Source organism: Neisseria weixii, assembly GCF_002327085.1.
Classification (GTDB): domain Bacteria; phylum Pseudomonadota; class Gammaproteobacteria; order Burkholderiales; family Neisseriaceae; genus Neisseria; species Neisseria weixii.
Map to the genome: position 1 here is coordinate 454,154 of NZ_CP023429.1, position 16,118 is coordinate 470,271.

The 16,118-nt window shown below is 50.6% G+C and carries 9 protein-coding genes and 4 pseudogenes; 5 read left to right on the forward strand and 8 right to left on the reverse strand.

Annotation, left to right across the window (positions count from 1 at the left end; translation table 11 throughout):
* Window positions 1-28 precede the first annotated feature (28 nt).
* The 3 genes and pseudogenes from dapE (at window position 29) to argF (ending at window position 2,825) form a co-directional block, all read left to right on the forward strand.
* Window positions 29-1,161: pseudogene (dapE, locus tag CGZ65_RS02340) on the forward strand (succinyl-diaminopimelate desuccinylase).
* A 79-nt stretch (window positions 1,162-1,240) separates the two neighbouring features.
* Window positions 1,241-1,747 (forward strand): annotated as a pseudogene (locus CGZ65_RS02345) (methylated-DNA--[protein]-cysteine S-methyltransferase); the annotation flags it as partial.
* Between the two features lie 82 nt (window positions 1,748-1,829).
* Window positions 1,830-2,825, forward strand: coding sequence for an ornithine carbamoyltransferase (gene argF / locus CGZ65_RS02350; protein ID WP_096294668.1), 996 nt, complete (start codon window positions 1,830-1,832; stop codon window positions 2,823-2,825).
* Window positions 2,826-3,182: 357 nt separating this feature from the next.
* Here the strand turns inward: argF and CGZ65_RS02355 are convergent, their stop codons facing one another.
* The 4 genes from CGZ65_RS02355 to rpoH form a co-directional block, all read right to left on the reverse strand.
* On the reverse strand, window positions 3,183-3,740 hold the full coding sequence (locus tag CGZ65_RS02355) for an ATP-binding cassette domain-containing protein (RefSeq protein ID WP_198345327.1): 558 nt from the start codon (window positions 3,738-3,740) through the stop codon (window positions 3,183-3,185).
* Window positions 3,737-4,858 carry an ABC transporter transmembrane domain-containing protein gene (locus CGZ65_RS02360; protein WP_096294670.1) on the reverse strand — a complete coding sequence of 374 codons (1,122 nt, stop codon included), beginning with the start codon at window positions 4,856-4,858 and terminating at the stop codon, window positions 3,737-3,739. The genes CGZ65_RS02355 and CGZ65_RS02360 overlap by 4 nt, the downstream gene beginning before the upstream one ends.
* Before the next feature lie 117 nt (window positions 4,859-4,975).
* Window positions 4,976-6,229, reverse strand: a complete 1,254-nt coding sequence (gene hemA / locus CGZ65_RS02365; RefSeq protein ID WP_096294671.1) for a glutamyl-tRNA reductase — start codon at window positions 6,227-6,229, stop codon at window positions 4,976-4,978.
* Between the two features lie 186 nt (window positions 6,230-6,415).
* The gene (rpoH, locus tag CGZ65_RS02370; protein ID WP_096296070.1) at window positions 6,416-7,279 is read right to left on the reverse strand and encodes an RNA polymerase sigma factor RpoH; all 864 of its coding nucleotides are present in this window, start codon (window positions 7,277-7,279) and stop codon (window positions 6,416-6,418) included.
* Window positions 7,280-7,629: 350 nt separating this feature from the next.
* Here rpoH and CGZ65_RS15045 point away from each other — a divergent pair, with 350 nt between their 5' ends.
* On the forward strand, window positions 7,630-8,358 hold the full coding sequence (locus CGZ65_RS15045) for a transposase (RefSeq protein ID WP_415906974.1): 729 nt from the start codon (window positions 7,630-7,632) through the stop codon (window positions 8,356-8,358).
* Window positions 8,359-8,455: 97 nt separating this feature from the next.
* Here CGZ65_RS15045 and lnt read toward each other — a convergent pair whose 3' ends face one another.
* Window positions 8,456-10,000, reverse strand: coding sequence for an apolipoprotein N-acyltransferase (lnt, locus tag CGZ65_RS02385; RefSeq protein ID WP_096294673.1), 1,545 nt, complete (start codon window positions 9,998-10,000; stop codon window positions 8,456-8,458).
* A 68-nt stretch (window positions 10,001-10,068) separates the two neighbouring features.
* Window positions 10,069-10,941, reverse strand: a complete 873-nt coding sequence (locus CGZ65_RS02390) for a DUF808 domain-containing protein (protein WP_096294674.1) — start codon at window positions 10,939-10,941, stop codon at window positions 10,069-10,071.
* A 290-nt stretch (window positions 10,942-11,231) separates the two neighbouring features.
* On the opposite strand from CGZ65_RS02390, the pseudogene CGZ65_RS02395 reads away from it, so the two are divergent.
* Window positions 11,232-12,961: pseudogene (locus CGZ65_RS02395) on the forward strand (potassium/proton antiporter).
* A gap of 168 nt (window positions 12,962-13,129) precedes the next feature.
* Here CGZ65_RS02395 and nagZ read toward each other — a convergent pair.
* Entirely contained in the window at window positions 13,130-14,215 is a 1,086-nt protein-coding gene (gene nagZ / locus CGZ65_RS02400; protein WP_096294675.1) for a beta-N-acetylhexosaminidase, read from the reverse strand.
* A gap of 263 nt (window positions 14,216-14,478) precedes the next feature.
* Window positions 14,479-16,001: pseudogene (locus tag CGZ65_RS02405) on the reverse strand (Na+/H+ antiporter NhaC family protein).
* Window positions 16,002-16,118: the final 117 nt, after the last annotated feature.

A 16,118-nucleotide genomic window follows, 5' to 3' on the forward strand; every position in this document is an offset into this window, starting at 1 on the left:
AAAAATGCCATTGAAAATAAAGCATAAAATGACTGAAACCCAATCCTTGGAACTTGCCAAGCAACTCATTGCCCGTACGTCCGTCACCCCGATGACCAAAACTGCCAGCAGCTTTTGGCCGAACGCCTGCAAAAAATCGGTTTTACCATCGAAGAAATGAATTTCGGCGACACCAAAAACATCTGGGCGCGCCGCGGCAACACCGCGCCGGTGTTGTGTTTTGCCGGACACACCGACGTGGTGCCGGCCGGCCCTTTGGAAAAATGGGATTCGCCGCCGTTTGAGCCGACCGAGCGCGAAGGGCGTTTGTATGGGCGCGGCGCGGCTGATATGAAAACCAGCATTGCCTGTTTCGTCACCGCCTGCGAGCGATTTGTGGCGGTGCATCCCGACCATCAGGGCAGCATTGCGCTGCTGATTACTTCCGATGAAGAAGGCGACGCGCACGACGGCACCACCAAAGTGGTTGATGTATTGAAAGCGCGCGGCGAGCTGATTGATTACTGCATTGTCGGCGAACCGACCGCGACGGAAGTATTGGGCGATATGCTGAAAAACGGCCGCCGCGGTTCGCTTTCGGGCAATTTGACCGTTAAAGGCAAACAAGGCCACATCGCTTATCCGCATTTGGCGGTGAATCCCGTGCACACCTTTGCCCCGGCCTTGCTCGCGCTCACAAAAGAAGTATGGGACGAGGGCAACGATTATTTCCCGCCGACCAGCTTCCAGATTTCCAACATCAACGGCGGCACCGGTGCCACCAACGTGATTCCGGGCGAACTCAACGTCAAATTCAATTTCCGTTTTTCGACCGAATCCACCGAAGAGAGCCTGAAGCAGCGCGTGCAAGACATTCTCGACCGTTGCGGCGTGCAGTACGATTTAGCATGGTCTTGTTCCGGTCAGCCGTTCCTAACCCAAGCCGGCCGTTTGACCGACGCAGCACGAGCCACGATTCGGCAAATATGCGGCGTGGAAGCCGAATTGTCGACCAGTGGCGGCACTTCAGACGGCCGTTTCATTAAAGCCATTGCCGCTGAATTGATTGAATTGGGTCCGAGCAACGCCACCATTCATCAGCTCAATGAAAACGTATTGCTGGACGATATTCCAAAGTTATCCGCGATTTATGAAGGCATGATGACGGAATTGTTGAAATAGGAAGTGAAGGCCGTCTGAAATGAACCCTGCCGATTTGCGTTTTGCCCATTGCGACGATTACACCGCCACTTTAAACGTGGCGCGGCTGGATACGCCCATCGGCAAAATACTGGCCGTGTTCAGCAGCGAAGGTTTGTGTCTGCTCGAATTTGCCGATCAAGACCAATTGCAGCGCGAATTGACTCATCTGCACCAAGCCTTGTCAGCCAATTTCAGTTGGCAAAAAAGTGTGTATCATGATGAATTTCAACATGAATTGGCCGAGTATTTCGCAGGCCGTCTGAAAACATTCAACACACCGCTGCACATGGTCGGCACCGATTTTCAAAAGCAGGTTTGGCAGGTGCTGCTGACTATTCCCTACGGCGCGACCTTGAGCTACAAGGAGCAGGCGCAGCAGTTGGGTAATGTGAAAGCCATCCGTGCGGTTGCCGCTGCCAACGGGCAAAACAAAGTATCGATTCTGATTCCCTGCCACCGCGTGATCGGCAGCGACGGAAAGCTGGTCGGTTACGGCGGCGGCATGGCGCGCAAACGGTTTTTGCTGGATTTGGAAAGCGGCATGGAGCAGGGAACACTGTTTTAAGTTTCAGACGGCCTTGTTTTGCGATCAGGCCGTCTGAAAAAGATTTTAATCATTTGAAAACATTGACAATAGAGAGACTGCAATGAACCTCAAAAACCGCCATTTTTTGAAGCTGCTTGATTTCAGCCAAGACGAAATCCTGCATTATTTGAACCTTGCCGCCGAACTCAAAGCCACCAAAAAAGCAGGCAAAGAAGTGCAGCGGATGAAAGGCAAAAACATTGCCCTGATTTTTGAAAAAACATCCACCCGCACACGTTGTGCCTTTGAAGTGGCGGCACGCGACCAAGGCGCGGGTGTGACTTATCTCGAGCCGACCGGCAGCCAAATCGGCCATAAAGAAAGCATTAAAGACACCGCACGCGTGTTGGGCCGTATGTACGACGGTATCGAATACCGCGGTTTCGGGCAGGAAATTGTCGAAGAATTGGCCAAATACGCCGGCGTACCGGTGTTCAACGGCTTGACCAACGAATTCCACCCGACGCAAATGCTGGCCGACGCGCTGACCATGCAGGAACACAGCGACAAACCGCTTCACCAAGTGGCTTATGCTTATGTCGGTGATGCGCGTTACAACATGGCCAATTCTTTGCTGATTTTAGGTGCGAAACTGGGCATGGACGTGCGTATCGGTGCACCGAAAGCATTGTGGCCGTCTGAAGACATTGTGGCGCAAGCCAAAGCGGTGGCGGCAGAAAGCGGCGCGAAAATCCTGCTGACCGAAAATGCCGAAGAAGCGGTCAACGGCGTGGATTTTATCCACACTGATGTGTGGGTGAGCATGGGCGAGCCTAAAGAAGTGTGGCAGGAGCGCATCAATTTGCTCAAAGCCTACCGTGTTACGCCTGAATTGATGGCCGCTTCAGGCAATACGCAAGTGAAATTCATGCACTGCCTGCCGGCCTTCCACAACCGCGAAACCACCGTCGGCGAATGGATTTACGAAACCTTCGGCTTAAACGGCGTAGAAGTGACCGAAGACGTGTTTGAAAGCGAAGCCAGCATCGTATTCGACCAAGCGGAAAACCGCATGCACACGATTAAAGCGGTGATGGTGGCTGCGTTGGGTGAGTGAGGTTTAAGAATGAATTCAAGGCCGTCTGAATAATGATTGTTCAGACGGCCTTTTACTTATTGGCTTTCAGACGGGCTGAGGCCTTTGAAAAACCTCATCAACCACCAATCAAACCATAAAACCTTCATTAGTTGCGCAAGTCCGCTACACTTCCCCGCGAAGGGGGATCCATTTTTGATCATAGCAAATTGTTGAATAAAATAGGTTTCTTAGATGTTGTGATGGATTCCTGCCTGCGCGGGAATGACGGCCTAAGGTTTTTATTGGTAATTCTTGAGGTTTTGCAAAGGTCTCAGCCTCAACCTTCTCGGCTGTGTTCATCCGCCACTTTCACCGCTTCTTCGGCATCAAACTCGCTCAATACCCTTGTTTCATCGAGATAATCCGTTCGGCATGGTGGAAGTATTTGTCGTCGTGGCTGATTGCGAAGACGGTGCAGCCTTGCTGTTGCAAAAGCGGCAGCAGTTTTTCGTAAAACACGCGGCGGAAATGCGGGTCTTGGTCGGCAGCCCATTCATCGAGAATCAGCATGCTGCGGTTTTCAAGCGCTGCAGCCAGCAGGCCGAGACGTTTTTTCTGGCCTTGCGATAACTTACTGTTGAGAATGCGGTTTTTTTCAAGTTTTACCTTGTCGCCCAACTGGAGGCGGTCGAGCCAACGGGCAATCATGTCGGCCGAAGCGTCTTCGCCCATATTGCCGACTAATTGGTCAAACAAATGAAAATCAGTGAACACGCTGGCAAAAAGCTGGCGGTAGGCATCGCGGTTGTGTCCGGTGATTTCGGTGTCGTCCACAAATATTTTGCCCGAAGTCGGAATGTACAAACCGGCCAAAATCATCGACAGTGTTGATTTTCCCGAACCGTTGCCACCGATGAGAAACACGGTTTCATGGCGGCGGAGCGTGAGATTCACCGGCTGCAGCGCAAACGATTGGCCGCCTTGTTCGGGTAGGCATAGGTGATGTTTTCCAACCGGATGGTTTTCCATTCGGACGGCATGAGATTGCCGCTGTGAAAGCCCGGCCGGTATTCTGTTAAACCGAGATTATTCAGCGCTTCGAGTGCGACTTTGCTGTTCATCAGCATGGGAAATGCCCCTATGGCTTGCGAGAGCGGCGAGCGCATAAATAAGACAGTCATGGTGACGGTTGCCGCATCGGCCAAGCTTGCCCATTGATGATAGACCGACAGATAAAAAATAATGCCCACTGCCGCCAGCATGGCGGTGTTGCCCCAGTTAATGGCCAAGGCATGCAGACTGTCGGCACGCACCGCCCAGCTGCGGTTGTTTTGTGCAGCGGTGGTAAAGTCTTTACGGTAGAAACGTTCGGCGCGATAACGGTTGAGCGTCAGCTCTTTATGACCGTCAAGGCTGGTTTCGTAATGGGTGTAGAGTTCGTCTTCAAAGCCGCGCATTTTGCGGAAGCTTTGGAACACGTGTTTTACAATCAGATTGGTGCCTGCAATCATCAGCAGTAACACGACAGCGGTAACCAGAAAAAGCTTGGGCGACAGCCACACCAAATACAGACTGCAACCGACGGTAAACAACACGCCTTGTGTAAATTCCGGCAAGCGGGTAAACGCCATGCTCAGTGAGCGGATGTCGTTGGACAGGCTGGCCAGCAGTTTCGGTTTGCCTGTGAGCTGGATTTGCGCTTCTTGCGAATCCATAATCCGCTTCAGAAGCTGCGTGCGCATTTCAAATACAAACTGATGACCGATGCGCGACAAGCGGATTTGCGACCAAGTGGCCACCACCAAATAGGCCAGCAGTAATAAGCCGAACGGCCACATCAAGCCACCGAGTGCGCTCTCTCCGCTTTGCAACAGATAAGTATTGATAAACATTAACACGCCGATGCCGAACAGTCCCGAGAGCAAGGTCAGACCGAACATAATCAGAAAAGGTTTGCGGTATTGGCGGTAGATGAGGGAAATGATGTTCATGTGTAAAGCGGTAGGAATACTGAGACCGTCTGAAAGGTTCAGACGGCCTGAAACCTTTGCAAACTCCCATCTTTGGCACATTTCTTCGTGATACGCTGCTCGAAAGCTTGCCTATCTTTGTGATGTCTGCGCTTTCTGTGCTGCTCTAACCTTCGAACTGCACTCAAATCTGGGGACAAAGGTTTCGGCCTTAATGATTTATTCGTGATTGTCCAAATGGTAAATTTGTGTAACGGTATCGATGAGATCGGTATCGGAAGAACCTGCTTTGTTGAGCGCGCGGGTAGGCGAGTGAAGCAGTTTGTTAGTCAGCTGTATGGATAAACGTTCCAATACTTCTTCAGCCGCCGTGCCTTTGGCCAATTGTTTCATGGCGTTTTCCAGCACTTGGCGACGGGCGCGCTCACCTTCGTCACGCAATGCACGAATCAGCGGCACGCTTTGGCGGCTTTTCTGCCATTCAACAAATTCACCGACTTTTTCTTCCACCATGGCTTCGGCGGCAGAAGCAGCTTTTTGGCGTGCTTCTTTACCGTTTTGTACGATGTCCTGCATGTCGTCCACAGTGTAGAGATAGGCATCGTTTAATTCGCCGACTTCTTCTTCAATATCGCGAGGTACGGCCAAATCGAGCATGAACACGGGCATATGGTGCCGCTTCTTTAATGCACGCTCGACCATGCCTTTGCCGACAATCGGCAATTGGCTGGCGGTGGACGATACAATTACGTCGTATTCGTGCATGATATCGGGCAATTGGCTCAATAAACAAGGCTCGGCATTGACGCTGAGTTTGTCGCACAATTCCTGCGCGCGCGGTAAGGTACGGTTGGCCACGGTAATCAGGCGCGGATTCTTAGCGGAAAAGTAAGTGGCTACCAACTCAATCATTTCGCCCGCACCGATGAACAGCACATTTAAATCGGCAATGTCCGGAAAAATCTGCTCGGCCATTTTTACTGAAGCGGAAGCCATCGACACTGAGTTTTCGCCGACGGCTGTGTCAGTGCGCACTTCTTTGGCGACGGCAAATGTTTTTTGGAACAAGGCATTCAGATTGTTGTTGATGCTCTCTTGTTCTTGCGCGATGCGCACGGCATCTTTGATTTGGCCGAGAATCTGCGGTTCGCCCAATACCATCGAATCCAAGCCGCAGGCCACGCGGAAGGCATGGCGCACGGTTTCGTTGCTGTCGAAGGTGTACAGATAAGGGCGGATCTCATCGGCGGGTAAGCCGTGGTATTGCGCCAGCCATTCGATGATTTCTTCGGTGTTGCCGACGCAATAAAGCTCGGTGCGGTTGCAGGTAGACAAAATGACCGCTTCTTTGGCCGCATTGCTGCCGGCCAAGCTTTGCACGGCAGCAGGCAGACTTTCCGCAGCAAAAGCCAGCTTTTCGCGTATGCTCAAAGGCGCAGTTTGATGGTTGAGTCCGACGGCGGTAAGTTGCATGGGAATGTGAAGAATAGGGAGTGTGCGTGAAGGGGTTATTATAGCGTAAGTTGGCTTTGAAAAGAATGTTTTGCGGCTTCCGCAATCTGCGTGGTTATTAAATTTTAGCAGAAAATGATTGGGTTAACTGATTGAACGGATGGAAAAGGCCGTCTGAAATGTTCAGACGGCCTTTGATTTTAGATTTTAAACTGCTTTGGCTTCTTCAGCTAAGAAACCGCGCAATTTTTGCATGGCTTTGGCTTCGATTTGGCGGATACGCTCGGCCGATACACCGTATTCGGCGGCCAGCTCGTGCAAGGTCAAACCACCATCGTCTTGCAGCCAACGGCTTTCAACGATGTAACGGCTACGGTCGTCCAGTTGCGCCAAGGCATTTTGCAGACCATCGGTTTGCAGCGCGTAATGGGCTTGCTTGGCGATTTGCTGGGTTGGCTCGGTTTCATTATCTGCCAGCCAGTCGATTGGGGCAAAATTGTCTTCGTCATCGTTGCTGTCGGCCAAAATGCCGATGTCGTGACCGGTCATGCGCTGTTCCATTTCCAAGACTTCGGAAAGTTTCACGCCCAAATCATCGGCGATGTCTTGTGCTTCTTTTGGCGATAAGGCATTCAGATTTTTACGCATGCTGCGCAAATTGAAAAACAGTTTGCGTTGGGGCTTGGTGGTGGCAACACGAACCAAGCGCCAGTTGCGGAGAATGAATTCATGGATTTCAGCCTTAATCCAATGTACGGCAAATGAGAATAAGCGTGCGCCACGACTTGGTTCGTAACGTTTCACCGCTTTCATCAAGCCTATATTGCCTTCTTGAATCAAGTCGGCTTGGTTCAGACCGTAGCCGTCGTAACCGCGGGCGATGGAGACCACCACGCGCAAGTGGGAAAGAATCAATTGTTTGGCGGCGTTTAAATCGCCTTTTTGTTGGCGTTCTGCCAGTTGGGTTTCTTCTTCGGCAGAAAGCATCGGAATATTGTTCACGGTATGAATGTATTGCTCCAAGCTACCGTTACCGCTGTGGATTACTGGTAATGCAAAAGCGTTATTCATCATTAGAGTGGCTTTCCTTGTTATGTGCGCCGGCCGGTAATCGGCAAGCGCTTAAGAATGTGTGGCGAAGTAGTATAACACTACTGTTTTGATATGGCTATTAGACCGCTTTTTGTGTTAATGTTGTATGTGTGATAGGTTAAATTTTGTATTTTAAAAAACATGATTAATTTTTAATATTTGAGTATTTTACTCGGGAATAAATTTATTATAAGCAAATAAACATATTCTCCGATACAATTCCCCCATGGCCTATTCAGAAGACTTCAAACAACCCGTACTCAAAAAACTCCGTCAAGGATGGACGATTCGCAGAACCGCAAAAGAATCCGGCACCGCCATTCTCCACCATCACGCTTTGGAGACGCCCTCCGGCTCCCCAAGTCCCTCCAAGGCAACGCAAAACCCGCAAAATCAGCGCCCAGGCACTGCTCGAAGATGTCGGGCGTTATCCTGATGCCTATTGCTGTGAAAGAGCGCAACGCTTTGGCTGTTCCCATACCGCCATACACAAAGCATTAAAGCGATACGGCATCAGCTGCAAAAAAAAGACCGGCCGCCACCCGAAAGCCGGCAGAAGGCTCAGAAAAAACTTCCTGAAGTTACTGCACCGCTACATCCTCCGTAACCGTCCGGTTGTTTGTTCAGACGGGAGCAAATTCGGAAAATCCTGTTACCGGCCTTACGCTTATGCGCCAAAAAGCCGGCGTTGTTATGCGCTTCATGATTGGCAGGGGCATCATCAGACCAATGCCGTTGGAGCGTTATTTCACGGCAAACTGTTTGCCGTCGGGCTGTTTGATTGCAGTATTGACCGCCGGATATTTGATGCTTGGGTGGAGCGGGTTTTGATTCCGGAGCTGCCGCAAAACAGTGTGGCGGTGATGGGTAATGCGGCGTTTCATAAGGGTAAGGCAGAAGCCTTGCTGAAGGAAAAGGGGCATACCGTGTTATGGCTTCCGCCCTATAGTCCCGATCTGAATCAGATAGAGAAAAAGCGGGCTTGGATTAAAGGTGTTGGGAATCGGCTGAGAATGGCGGATGTGGATTGGCTATTTCAGGCGTGTATCGATAAATAAGTTTATTTGATATAGAACAATTTATTGGTGATGTAAATTCAGACGGCCTGATAAACAATCAGTCTATCAGGCCGTCTGAACAAGGTGGATGACGCGCTTATTCTTGCTTGTTACGCAGGGCGAAAAGCATTAAGGCTGCGGCGCTGAGTAGGCCGATGAGCCACCATGAGCCACCCATTTTCATGTAAGGCGTCTCGCCAATGTAACCTTTAACATGACCTTCCAACACGGTTTCGGTGTTGGCTTCGGCTTCGCTGATGATGTTGCCTTTGGGTGAAATAATGGCGGTGGCGCCGGTGTTGGTGGCACGCACCATATAGCGGCCTAATTCCATTGCGCGTGCTTGTGACTGCTGCAATTGCTGATACATGGCGTTAGAGTCGCCATACCATGCCATGTTGCTGACGTTGGCCAGCAGCGTGGATTGGCGGGCGGTGGCGATTAATTCGTCGCCGAAACCGTCTTCATAGCAGATGTTGAAGGCGACGCGCTGGTCTTTCATCACCAAAGGCGCTTGGCCTTCGCCGCCTTTGCGGAAATCGGCCAGCGGCATGTTCATCATGCGGTAAAGCACGTTGGTGATGGCCGGTAAGGGTTTGTATTCGCCAAACGGCACCAAATGGTTTTTGGCGTAATACGGGATTTCTTCGGCGGTAGTGTTGTTGTAGTTGCTTAAATTAATCACGGCATTTTCATAGCCGTTGCCATCGCGCGTGTATTGGCTGATGCCTAAAGCCAGCGCGCTGCCGTTACTTTGCGCTTGGGCGGCAAAGGTATTTAAGACTTCTTCGGGCAGGGTTTGGCGCATTTCGGGGATAGCGGTTTCCGGCAAAATCACAATGTCGGCGCGGGTTTTGTTCAGCTGCTCGTAATATTTTTGAATGGTCGGAACGATTTGGTCTTCTCGCCATTTCAAGTGTTGTTCGATATTGCCTTGCAATAGGGCGACAGTATTGGTGCTGCCGTCCGGTTGGGTAAATTCGGCTTCTTGGGCAATGTAGCCGACAGTGCACAAAGCTACGCCGCAGCACAAGGGCATGAGACGGCTTTTCAGACGGCCTGCATTATCCACGAGCAATACCAACCATGCGCCGATACAGGCGGTGGCAAAGGTTACTAAATGAATACCTCCGATGGGTGCGAAGCCGGCCAGCGGGCTGGCTTTGGTGATTTGGGAATAACCCAATGCGCCCCAGCCGAAGCCGGTCAGGAGGCGTTCGCGGGCAAATTCGGTCAGTGTCCAAAGAATCGGTAGTACGATGCCGATTTTAATCCAGCGCGGAAAGTGGAATTTTTTCCACAACCAGAAACACAGGGCAGGGTAGAGTGCCAAAAATGCCGGCAATAAAACCGTCATTGGAATGGCATAAAGGTTCGGCAGGCCGGAAACTCCGTGCAGGGCCGTATGAATCCAGTAAAACTGTGACACATAAGCAAAAAAGCCGAATACATAAGCTGTTGAAGCAGCCATGCGCGGGCGCAGCTCAATCAGGCGGATCAGAGCGCCGAACAGCAGTGGCATCAGCCAGAAATGATAATAAGGGGCAAAGGTGAGCGGCGTAGCGCCGCCGATAATGATGACCAGCGGCCAATAGAACAGCGGCTTTCGCCAATATGTTTCGAGTTTGCGGAGAATATTCATATGTTAAGTGAACAAGAAAAGGGGGGGTCTGAAGGCTTTAGGTTTCAGACGGCCTTATGGTACACAAATCAATGTTTTTTAGAGAATACTTTCATCAAAGGCAATACTACGGCGCACACCACCGTACCGGTCAGCACGCCGACCACTAGGTTTGCCACTTGTGCCATCAGGCCTGTGTCCCAATGATGGGCATGTAGGAAGTCGTGTACCGGGTCGAAATTGTGGGTGATGAGGCCCCCGCCGACCAAGAACATGGCCAAGGTGCCAATCACGCTTAACGTGCGCATAAACCAAGGCATGAACGCGATGATGCAGCGGCCAAAGGCTTTGCCTAGGCTGCTGCCTTTTTCGATTAAGCGCAAGCCTAAATCATCGAGCTTGACAATGATGGCAACCAAACCATAAACAATCACAGTCATGCTGATACCGATGGCTGACATCACCAAAGATTTGGTCAGCACGCCGTAGGCGCTCACCACACCCAAGGCGATGATGATGATTTCGGCTGACAGAATAAAATCGGTGCGAATGGCGCCGGTGATTTTGGCTTTTTCATCAAAAATTTCGTCGCTGGCATGCGAAGCGGCTTCATTGCCGTCGTTTTTGTGCAACAATTTATGCAACAGTTTTTCCACGCCTTCAAAACACAAATATGCACCACCGATCATCAATAAAGGCGTAATCGCAGCCGGCAGGAAAACAGACAACAATAAAGCGGCCGGTACCAAAATGACTTTATTAATCAAAGAGCCTTTGGCTACTGCCCATACAATCGGCAATTCGCGTTCGGCAGAAGCGCCGGTCACTTGGTTGGCATTCAAGGCCAAATCGTCGCCGACCACGCCGGCGGTTTTCTTGGCAGCCATTTTGGTCATTAAGGCCACGTCGTCCAATACGGCGGTAATGTCGTCAAGCAGGGTAAAAAGGGAGGCAAAAGCCATCTTGAATGGTTCCTAGATTAAAGAAAAGGTCATGATTTTCTGCTAAGTCCGGCTGTTCGGCGATGGTTTGGCGCACAAACTTGCCTTTAGCGAAACCGAATATTATAACTGAAAATTATACGGTTTTTATCATTTAGACGCCCTTTAATCAAATTAAAGGAAAGAAAAGATTCTTGAATGGTTGCCAATTGCATGGCGTGACATGTGTTAAAATTCGTCCCTGCCGGCCGTAAACGCAAGAAACCGCCGGTTTCCCCCCTTAACTTCAGCAGATCAGGAGAAATAAAAACGTGGATTGGATGAATATCTTATTCCTACTCGGCGGTGCGTTGCTGTTTTTGAGTGTGGTTTCCACCACACTTTCGGCGCGTTTGGGTATGCCTTTGCTGTTGGTGTTTCTGGGAGTCGGCATTTTGGCCGGTGAAGAAGGAATAGGCGGTATTGAGTTTGACAATTTTGTTTCGGCCAACTTCATCTGCCAACTTGCCTTGGCGGTGATTCTGCTTGACGGTGGTTTGCGTACGCGGTTTCAGAGTTTCCGCATCGGTTTGAAACCGGCGGCGGTGTTGGCAACATGGGGCGTGTTTGCCACCGTGGCTTTGCTGGGTATTTTCACCACACTTTATTTGGATGTCGATTGGCGTTTTGGTCTGCTGATGGCGGCAATTGTCGGTTCAACCGATGCCGGTGCCGTATTCAGCCTGTTGCGCAACAGCGGCGTGCGCTTGAATGAACGTGTGCAGGCCACGCTGGAAATTGAATCCGGTGCCAACGATCCGATGGCGATTTTCTTGGTAACTGCTTTAATCGCAATGATGGTCAAGCCCGACGAAGGCGGCGTGATGTCGTTCATGTGGATGTTGCTGCTGCAAATCGGCTTTGGTTTGCTGATGGGCTTTATCGGCGGCAAATTGCTGGCCAAGCTGGTACGCCGCCTGAATCTGCCTGAAGGTTTGTATGCGTTGATGATTGTGTCAGGTGGTTTGCTGGTGTTTTCGTTTACCAACTTGATTGGCGGCAGCGGCTTTTTGGCGGTATATTTGGCCGGTATATTGGTGGGCAATCAGCATAATCACGCGACGGAACATGTTTTGCGCGTGATGGACGGTTTGGCATGGCTGGCGCAGGCGACTATGTTTGTGGTGTTGGGTTTGCTGGTGACACCGTCGAGTGTGTTGGAGCGCGGTTCAGATGCGATGGTATTGGCGGTATTTTTGATGTTGGTGGCGCGCCCCATTGCGGTGTTTACCGGCTTGTGGCTGTTTAATTACAGCGTGCGCGAAAAGACGTACATCAGTTGGCTGGGTTTGCGCGGTGCGGTGCCGATTACGCTGGCGATGATGCCGTTGGTAATGGGTGTACCGAATTCACGGGCCTTGTTTGATGTGGCATTTGCGGTGGTGGTGTTGTCGCTGCTGATTCAAGGCACAACCATTCCGGTCATGGCGCGCCTGCTGAAAGTAGCCATGCCGCCGAAGCCCGAACCGAACGACAGCCGCGATATTTGGTTGGCAGAAAAAGAAGCGGTACGCATGATATCATTTAAAGTGGTAGCGCAATCCGAAGCAGAAGGCGTACATCCCGATGATGTGGCTCCGATTTCCGCCAGCTTTGACCGACGCTGTTTTGCACTGATTCGCGAAGGATACCGAATCGAGTTGCAAAGTGATACCAAGCTTAAAAAGGGTGACATCGCGTGGTATGTCCTACCTGACGATCAGGTCGAAAATATGGCCTATTATTTCACCGAGACCGAAAAAAGCGTGCTGCTTAATTTCGATTATTTTGGAGAATTTTCATTCGATCCGGCCAGTCGTGCCGGGATTTGGCCAAGGCTTACGGTTTGAAATTACAGCCAAACGAAGAGAGCTTGAGCTTGGGCGAATTGTTTGAGCTGCGTTCGGAAAGCACTAAATGGGTGGAGGGTGACCGCGTGAGTATCGGTGAATTTGAATTGACGATTAAGGAATTGAATAAAGACGGCAGTATTAAGTTGATGGGCATGAAGTTTCCTGATTAAAAAATAAACCCAAACCTTTGCAAAATCACTGTTTTTGGCCTATTTCTTCGTTATACGCTGCTTTGGCTTCGAAGTATACTCAAATCTAGCGTTTTGCAAAGTTCTCGGGTGTATATCAATCGAGGCCGTCTGAAACATTTCAGACGGCCTCGATTGATATTTGAAGAGTTAAAAAGCTTCGCCTACTTTCACGCCGTTGGCAATGTCTTTCGGTGTAGCCAGTTGGGCGGTTAAGGCTTGAGCGGCTTTAAATTCATCACTTTGCATCATCGCTTCGGCTGCGTCCATGTTCAGTGTGTTGGCCATATAAGCCCAACGTGCAGACAAGTTCGGATTATCGGGCATGTGGAAACTGGCGCGCAATTCATCGACCAAGTCAGGGCGGTTGCATACCAATGCAATATCACAACCGGCGGCAAAAGCACTTTGAACGCGCGCTTTGATGCCGCCCGCGCTGCCTGCGCCTTCCATGGTGAGGTCATCTGAAAAAATCACGCCGTCAAAGCCGATGTCTTGGCGCAAGATTTGTTTGAGCCATTTTTCTGAAAAACCGGCCGGATTCGGGTCGATTTGCGGATAAACCACATGTGCGGGCATCACTGCCGCCATCCCCGCCTCGCTTAATTTGCCGAAAGGAACCATATCGGCAGCCTGCAAATCGGCCAGGCAGCGGTCGTCTTGCGGCTGGGTCAGGTGGCTGTCGCCTTCGACAAAGCCGTGGCCGGGGAAGTGTTTGCCGCAGGATTTCATGCCGCCTTTGTTTAAACCTTTTTGTAAGGCCAAAGCCAATTCGGTGACGATGTCGGCATCTCGGTGGAAACTGCGGTTGCCGATAACGGTGCATTGCCCCCAGTCCAAATCCAACACCGGTGTGAACGACAAATCCACGCCGCAGGCGCTCAATTCGGTTGCCAATACCCAGCCCACTTGTTCGGCTTTGGCTTTGGCAGCGGCTTCGCCTTCGTTGTCCCAAATTTCACCCAACACGCGCATGGCCGGCAGACGGGTAAACCCGTCGATAAAACGCTGCACGCGGCCGCCTTCGTGGTCGACAGCAACAATCAGTTCCGGCGTGCGCAAAGCTTTGATGTCGCGGATTAAAGCTTTGAGTTGCGGTACGTTGTCAAAATTGCGGCGAAACAGAATCACACCGCCGATAGCCGGGTCGAGCAGGCGTTGTTTTTCTTCGTCGGTCAATGTAAACGTATTTACATCGGCCATCACAGGGCCGCGTTCTATAACGGCTTGGGTCATTTTGTTTCCTTTATCCAAAACGTTTCAGACGGCCTAGAGTGTAGAAAATCCTAGCGTTGTTTACACTTTTGCTTTTTTGCTTGAAGACCCATTTTGGGATTTTCGAGTGTTGTCAAGAATGCCGAAAGGCACGGCAACGCCGCATAGTTCTTGATAATGCTCAACAATCCTAAAACAATCATTTAGGCAAAAAATAAAAGCTGTTTTGCATAAAAAGTGTAAACAACCCGACAATTTCCTACACCTAGAGGCCGTCTGAACAATTAAGCGGCAAGCGCGGTTTTTTTGCTGCGCAACATCAAAATCAATACGGCCAAAACTACGGCAGTCACACCGAAGCCGAGCAGGGCAGAATGTGTGAAACCCAGTACCAAATAGCCACTGGCCGCTGCGGCGGCCACGGTCAGCGCGTAAGGTAGCTGCGAAGTAACGTGGTCAATGTGGTTACATTGTGCACCGGTGGAGGACAAAATGGTGGTGTCGGAAATCGGTGAACAATGGTCGCCACACACCGCGCCGGCCATCACCGCCGAGAAGCAAGGGATAATCAGGCTCGGGTCGATTTTCACCGCCATGGCGGCGGCAATCGGCAACATAATGCCGAAGGTGCCCCAGCTGGTGCCGGTGGCAAACGCCATCACACTGCCCAAGGTAAATAGAATCACCGGCAAAAAGCCCGGGTGGATATTGCCTGCGACCAAGGTAGATAAAAATTCGCCGGTACGCATTTCGCTGACCACAGTGCTGATCAGCCACGCCAAAATCAGAATGCTGATGGCGCCGAACATCGACTTCATGCCTTCCCAAGTGGCTTTCGGGTAAACATGGGCTTCGATGGTGCCGACCGTGCAGAACAATACCGCCAACACGCCTAACACACCACCGAATACCAATGAAGTATTCACATCGGTGTTTTCAAATGCGCCCAAAATGCTGAAGGTATCCAAAGCTTGTGCGCCGGTGTAGAGCATGGCGGAAATGGTAGCGAAAATCAGCACCAAAACCGGAATAATCAGTGCATATACGCGGCCTTTGGAATCGTTTGAAACGGCTTGTTCTTCATGTGTTTCGCTCAAAGCTTGCTGCTCGAAGCGGCCCATCGAACCGATGTCGAAAGAAAAATACGCCACAAAAAACACCATTAACAGCGCAAACAAGGCGTAATAATTCATCGCACTCATGGCGACAAATGTGCCCATCGGGTATATTCGGTGATGTTGTAAGTCACCAGCAAACCTGCCAGGGTGGCAATAATCGAGGCGCCCCAGCTTGAAACCGGCATCAACACGCACATCGGCGCAGCGGTAGAATCCAAGATATAAGCCAGTTTGGCGCGTGATACTTTGAAGCGGTCGGTTACCGGACGGGCAATCGCGCCCACCGCCAAACTGTGGAAATAGTCGTCGATAAAGGTCACGAACACCAAACAGGCGGTCAACATTTTGGCACCGCGACGGCTTTGAATGTGTTTTTTAGCCCAATCTGCAAAAGCTTGATTACTGCCCGAATAAGTCAGCAAGGAAGTGAAAATACCCAATAATAACAGGAAAATCAGGATTTTGAGTTTGGCCAGAGACCAATCGCCATCTGCCCAAACCAGTGATACGGTGATGTCTTTAAAGTGAGTTAAGGTATTGAGCGGATTGCCGCCGGTGAGCATTAACACCCCGATGATGATGCCGATGGCCAGAGAGAATAAAACGCGGCGGGTAATCACAGCCAACGTCAGCGCCAGAAATGGCGGAATTACCGACATAAAAGAGCTTGAATAATCGATTAGTTGCATAAAGTAAAATGATGAAGTGTAAATAAAATCTGAATGTTTTCAGACGGCATAGTGTGTATTAAAAAGGCCGTCTGAAAAAGTGTGAAAGCTAAAACGGTAAAATACCCGTCATTTCAA

Bases quoted from the DNA above. Each gene is read 5' to 3' on its own strand.
- argF (WP_096294668.1), top strand. From the start codon at position 1,830: ATGAACCTCAAAAACCGCCATTTTTTGAAGCTGCTTGATTTCAGCCAA.
- CGZ65_RS02360 (WP_096294670.1), bottom strand. From the start codon at position 4,858: ATGTGCCAAAGATGGGAGTTTGCAAAGGTTTCAGGCCGTCTGAACCTT.
- hemA (WP_096294671.1), bottom strand. From the start codon at position 6,229: ATGCAACTTACCGCCGTCGGACTCAACCATCAAACTGCGCCTTTGAGC.
- rpoH (WP_096296070.1), bottom strand. From the start codon at position 7,279: ATGAATAACGCTTTTGCATTACCAGTAATCCACAGCGGTAACGGTAGC.
- lnt (WP_096294673.1), bottom strand. From the start codon at position 10,000: ATGAATATTCTCCGCAAACTCGAAACATATTGGCGAAAGCCGCTGTTC.
- CGZ65_RS02390 (WP_096294674.1), bottom strand. From the start codon at position 10,941: ATGGCTTTTGCCTCCCTTTTTACCCTGCTTGACGACATTACCGCCGTA.
- nagZ (WP_096294675.1), bottom strand. From the start codon at position 14,215: ATGACCCAAGCCGTTATAGAACGCGGCCCTGTGATGGCCGATGTAAAT.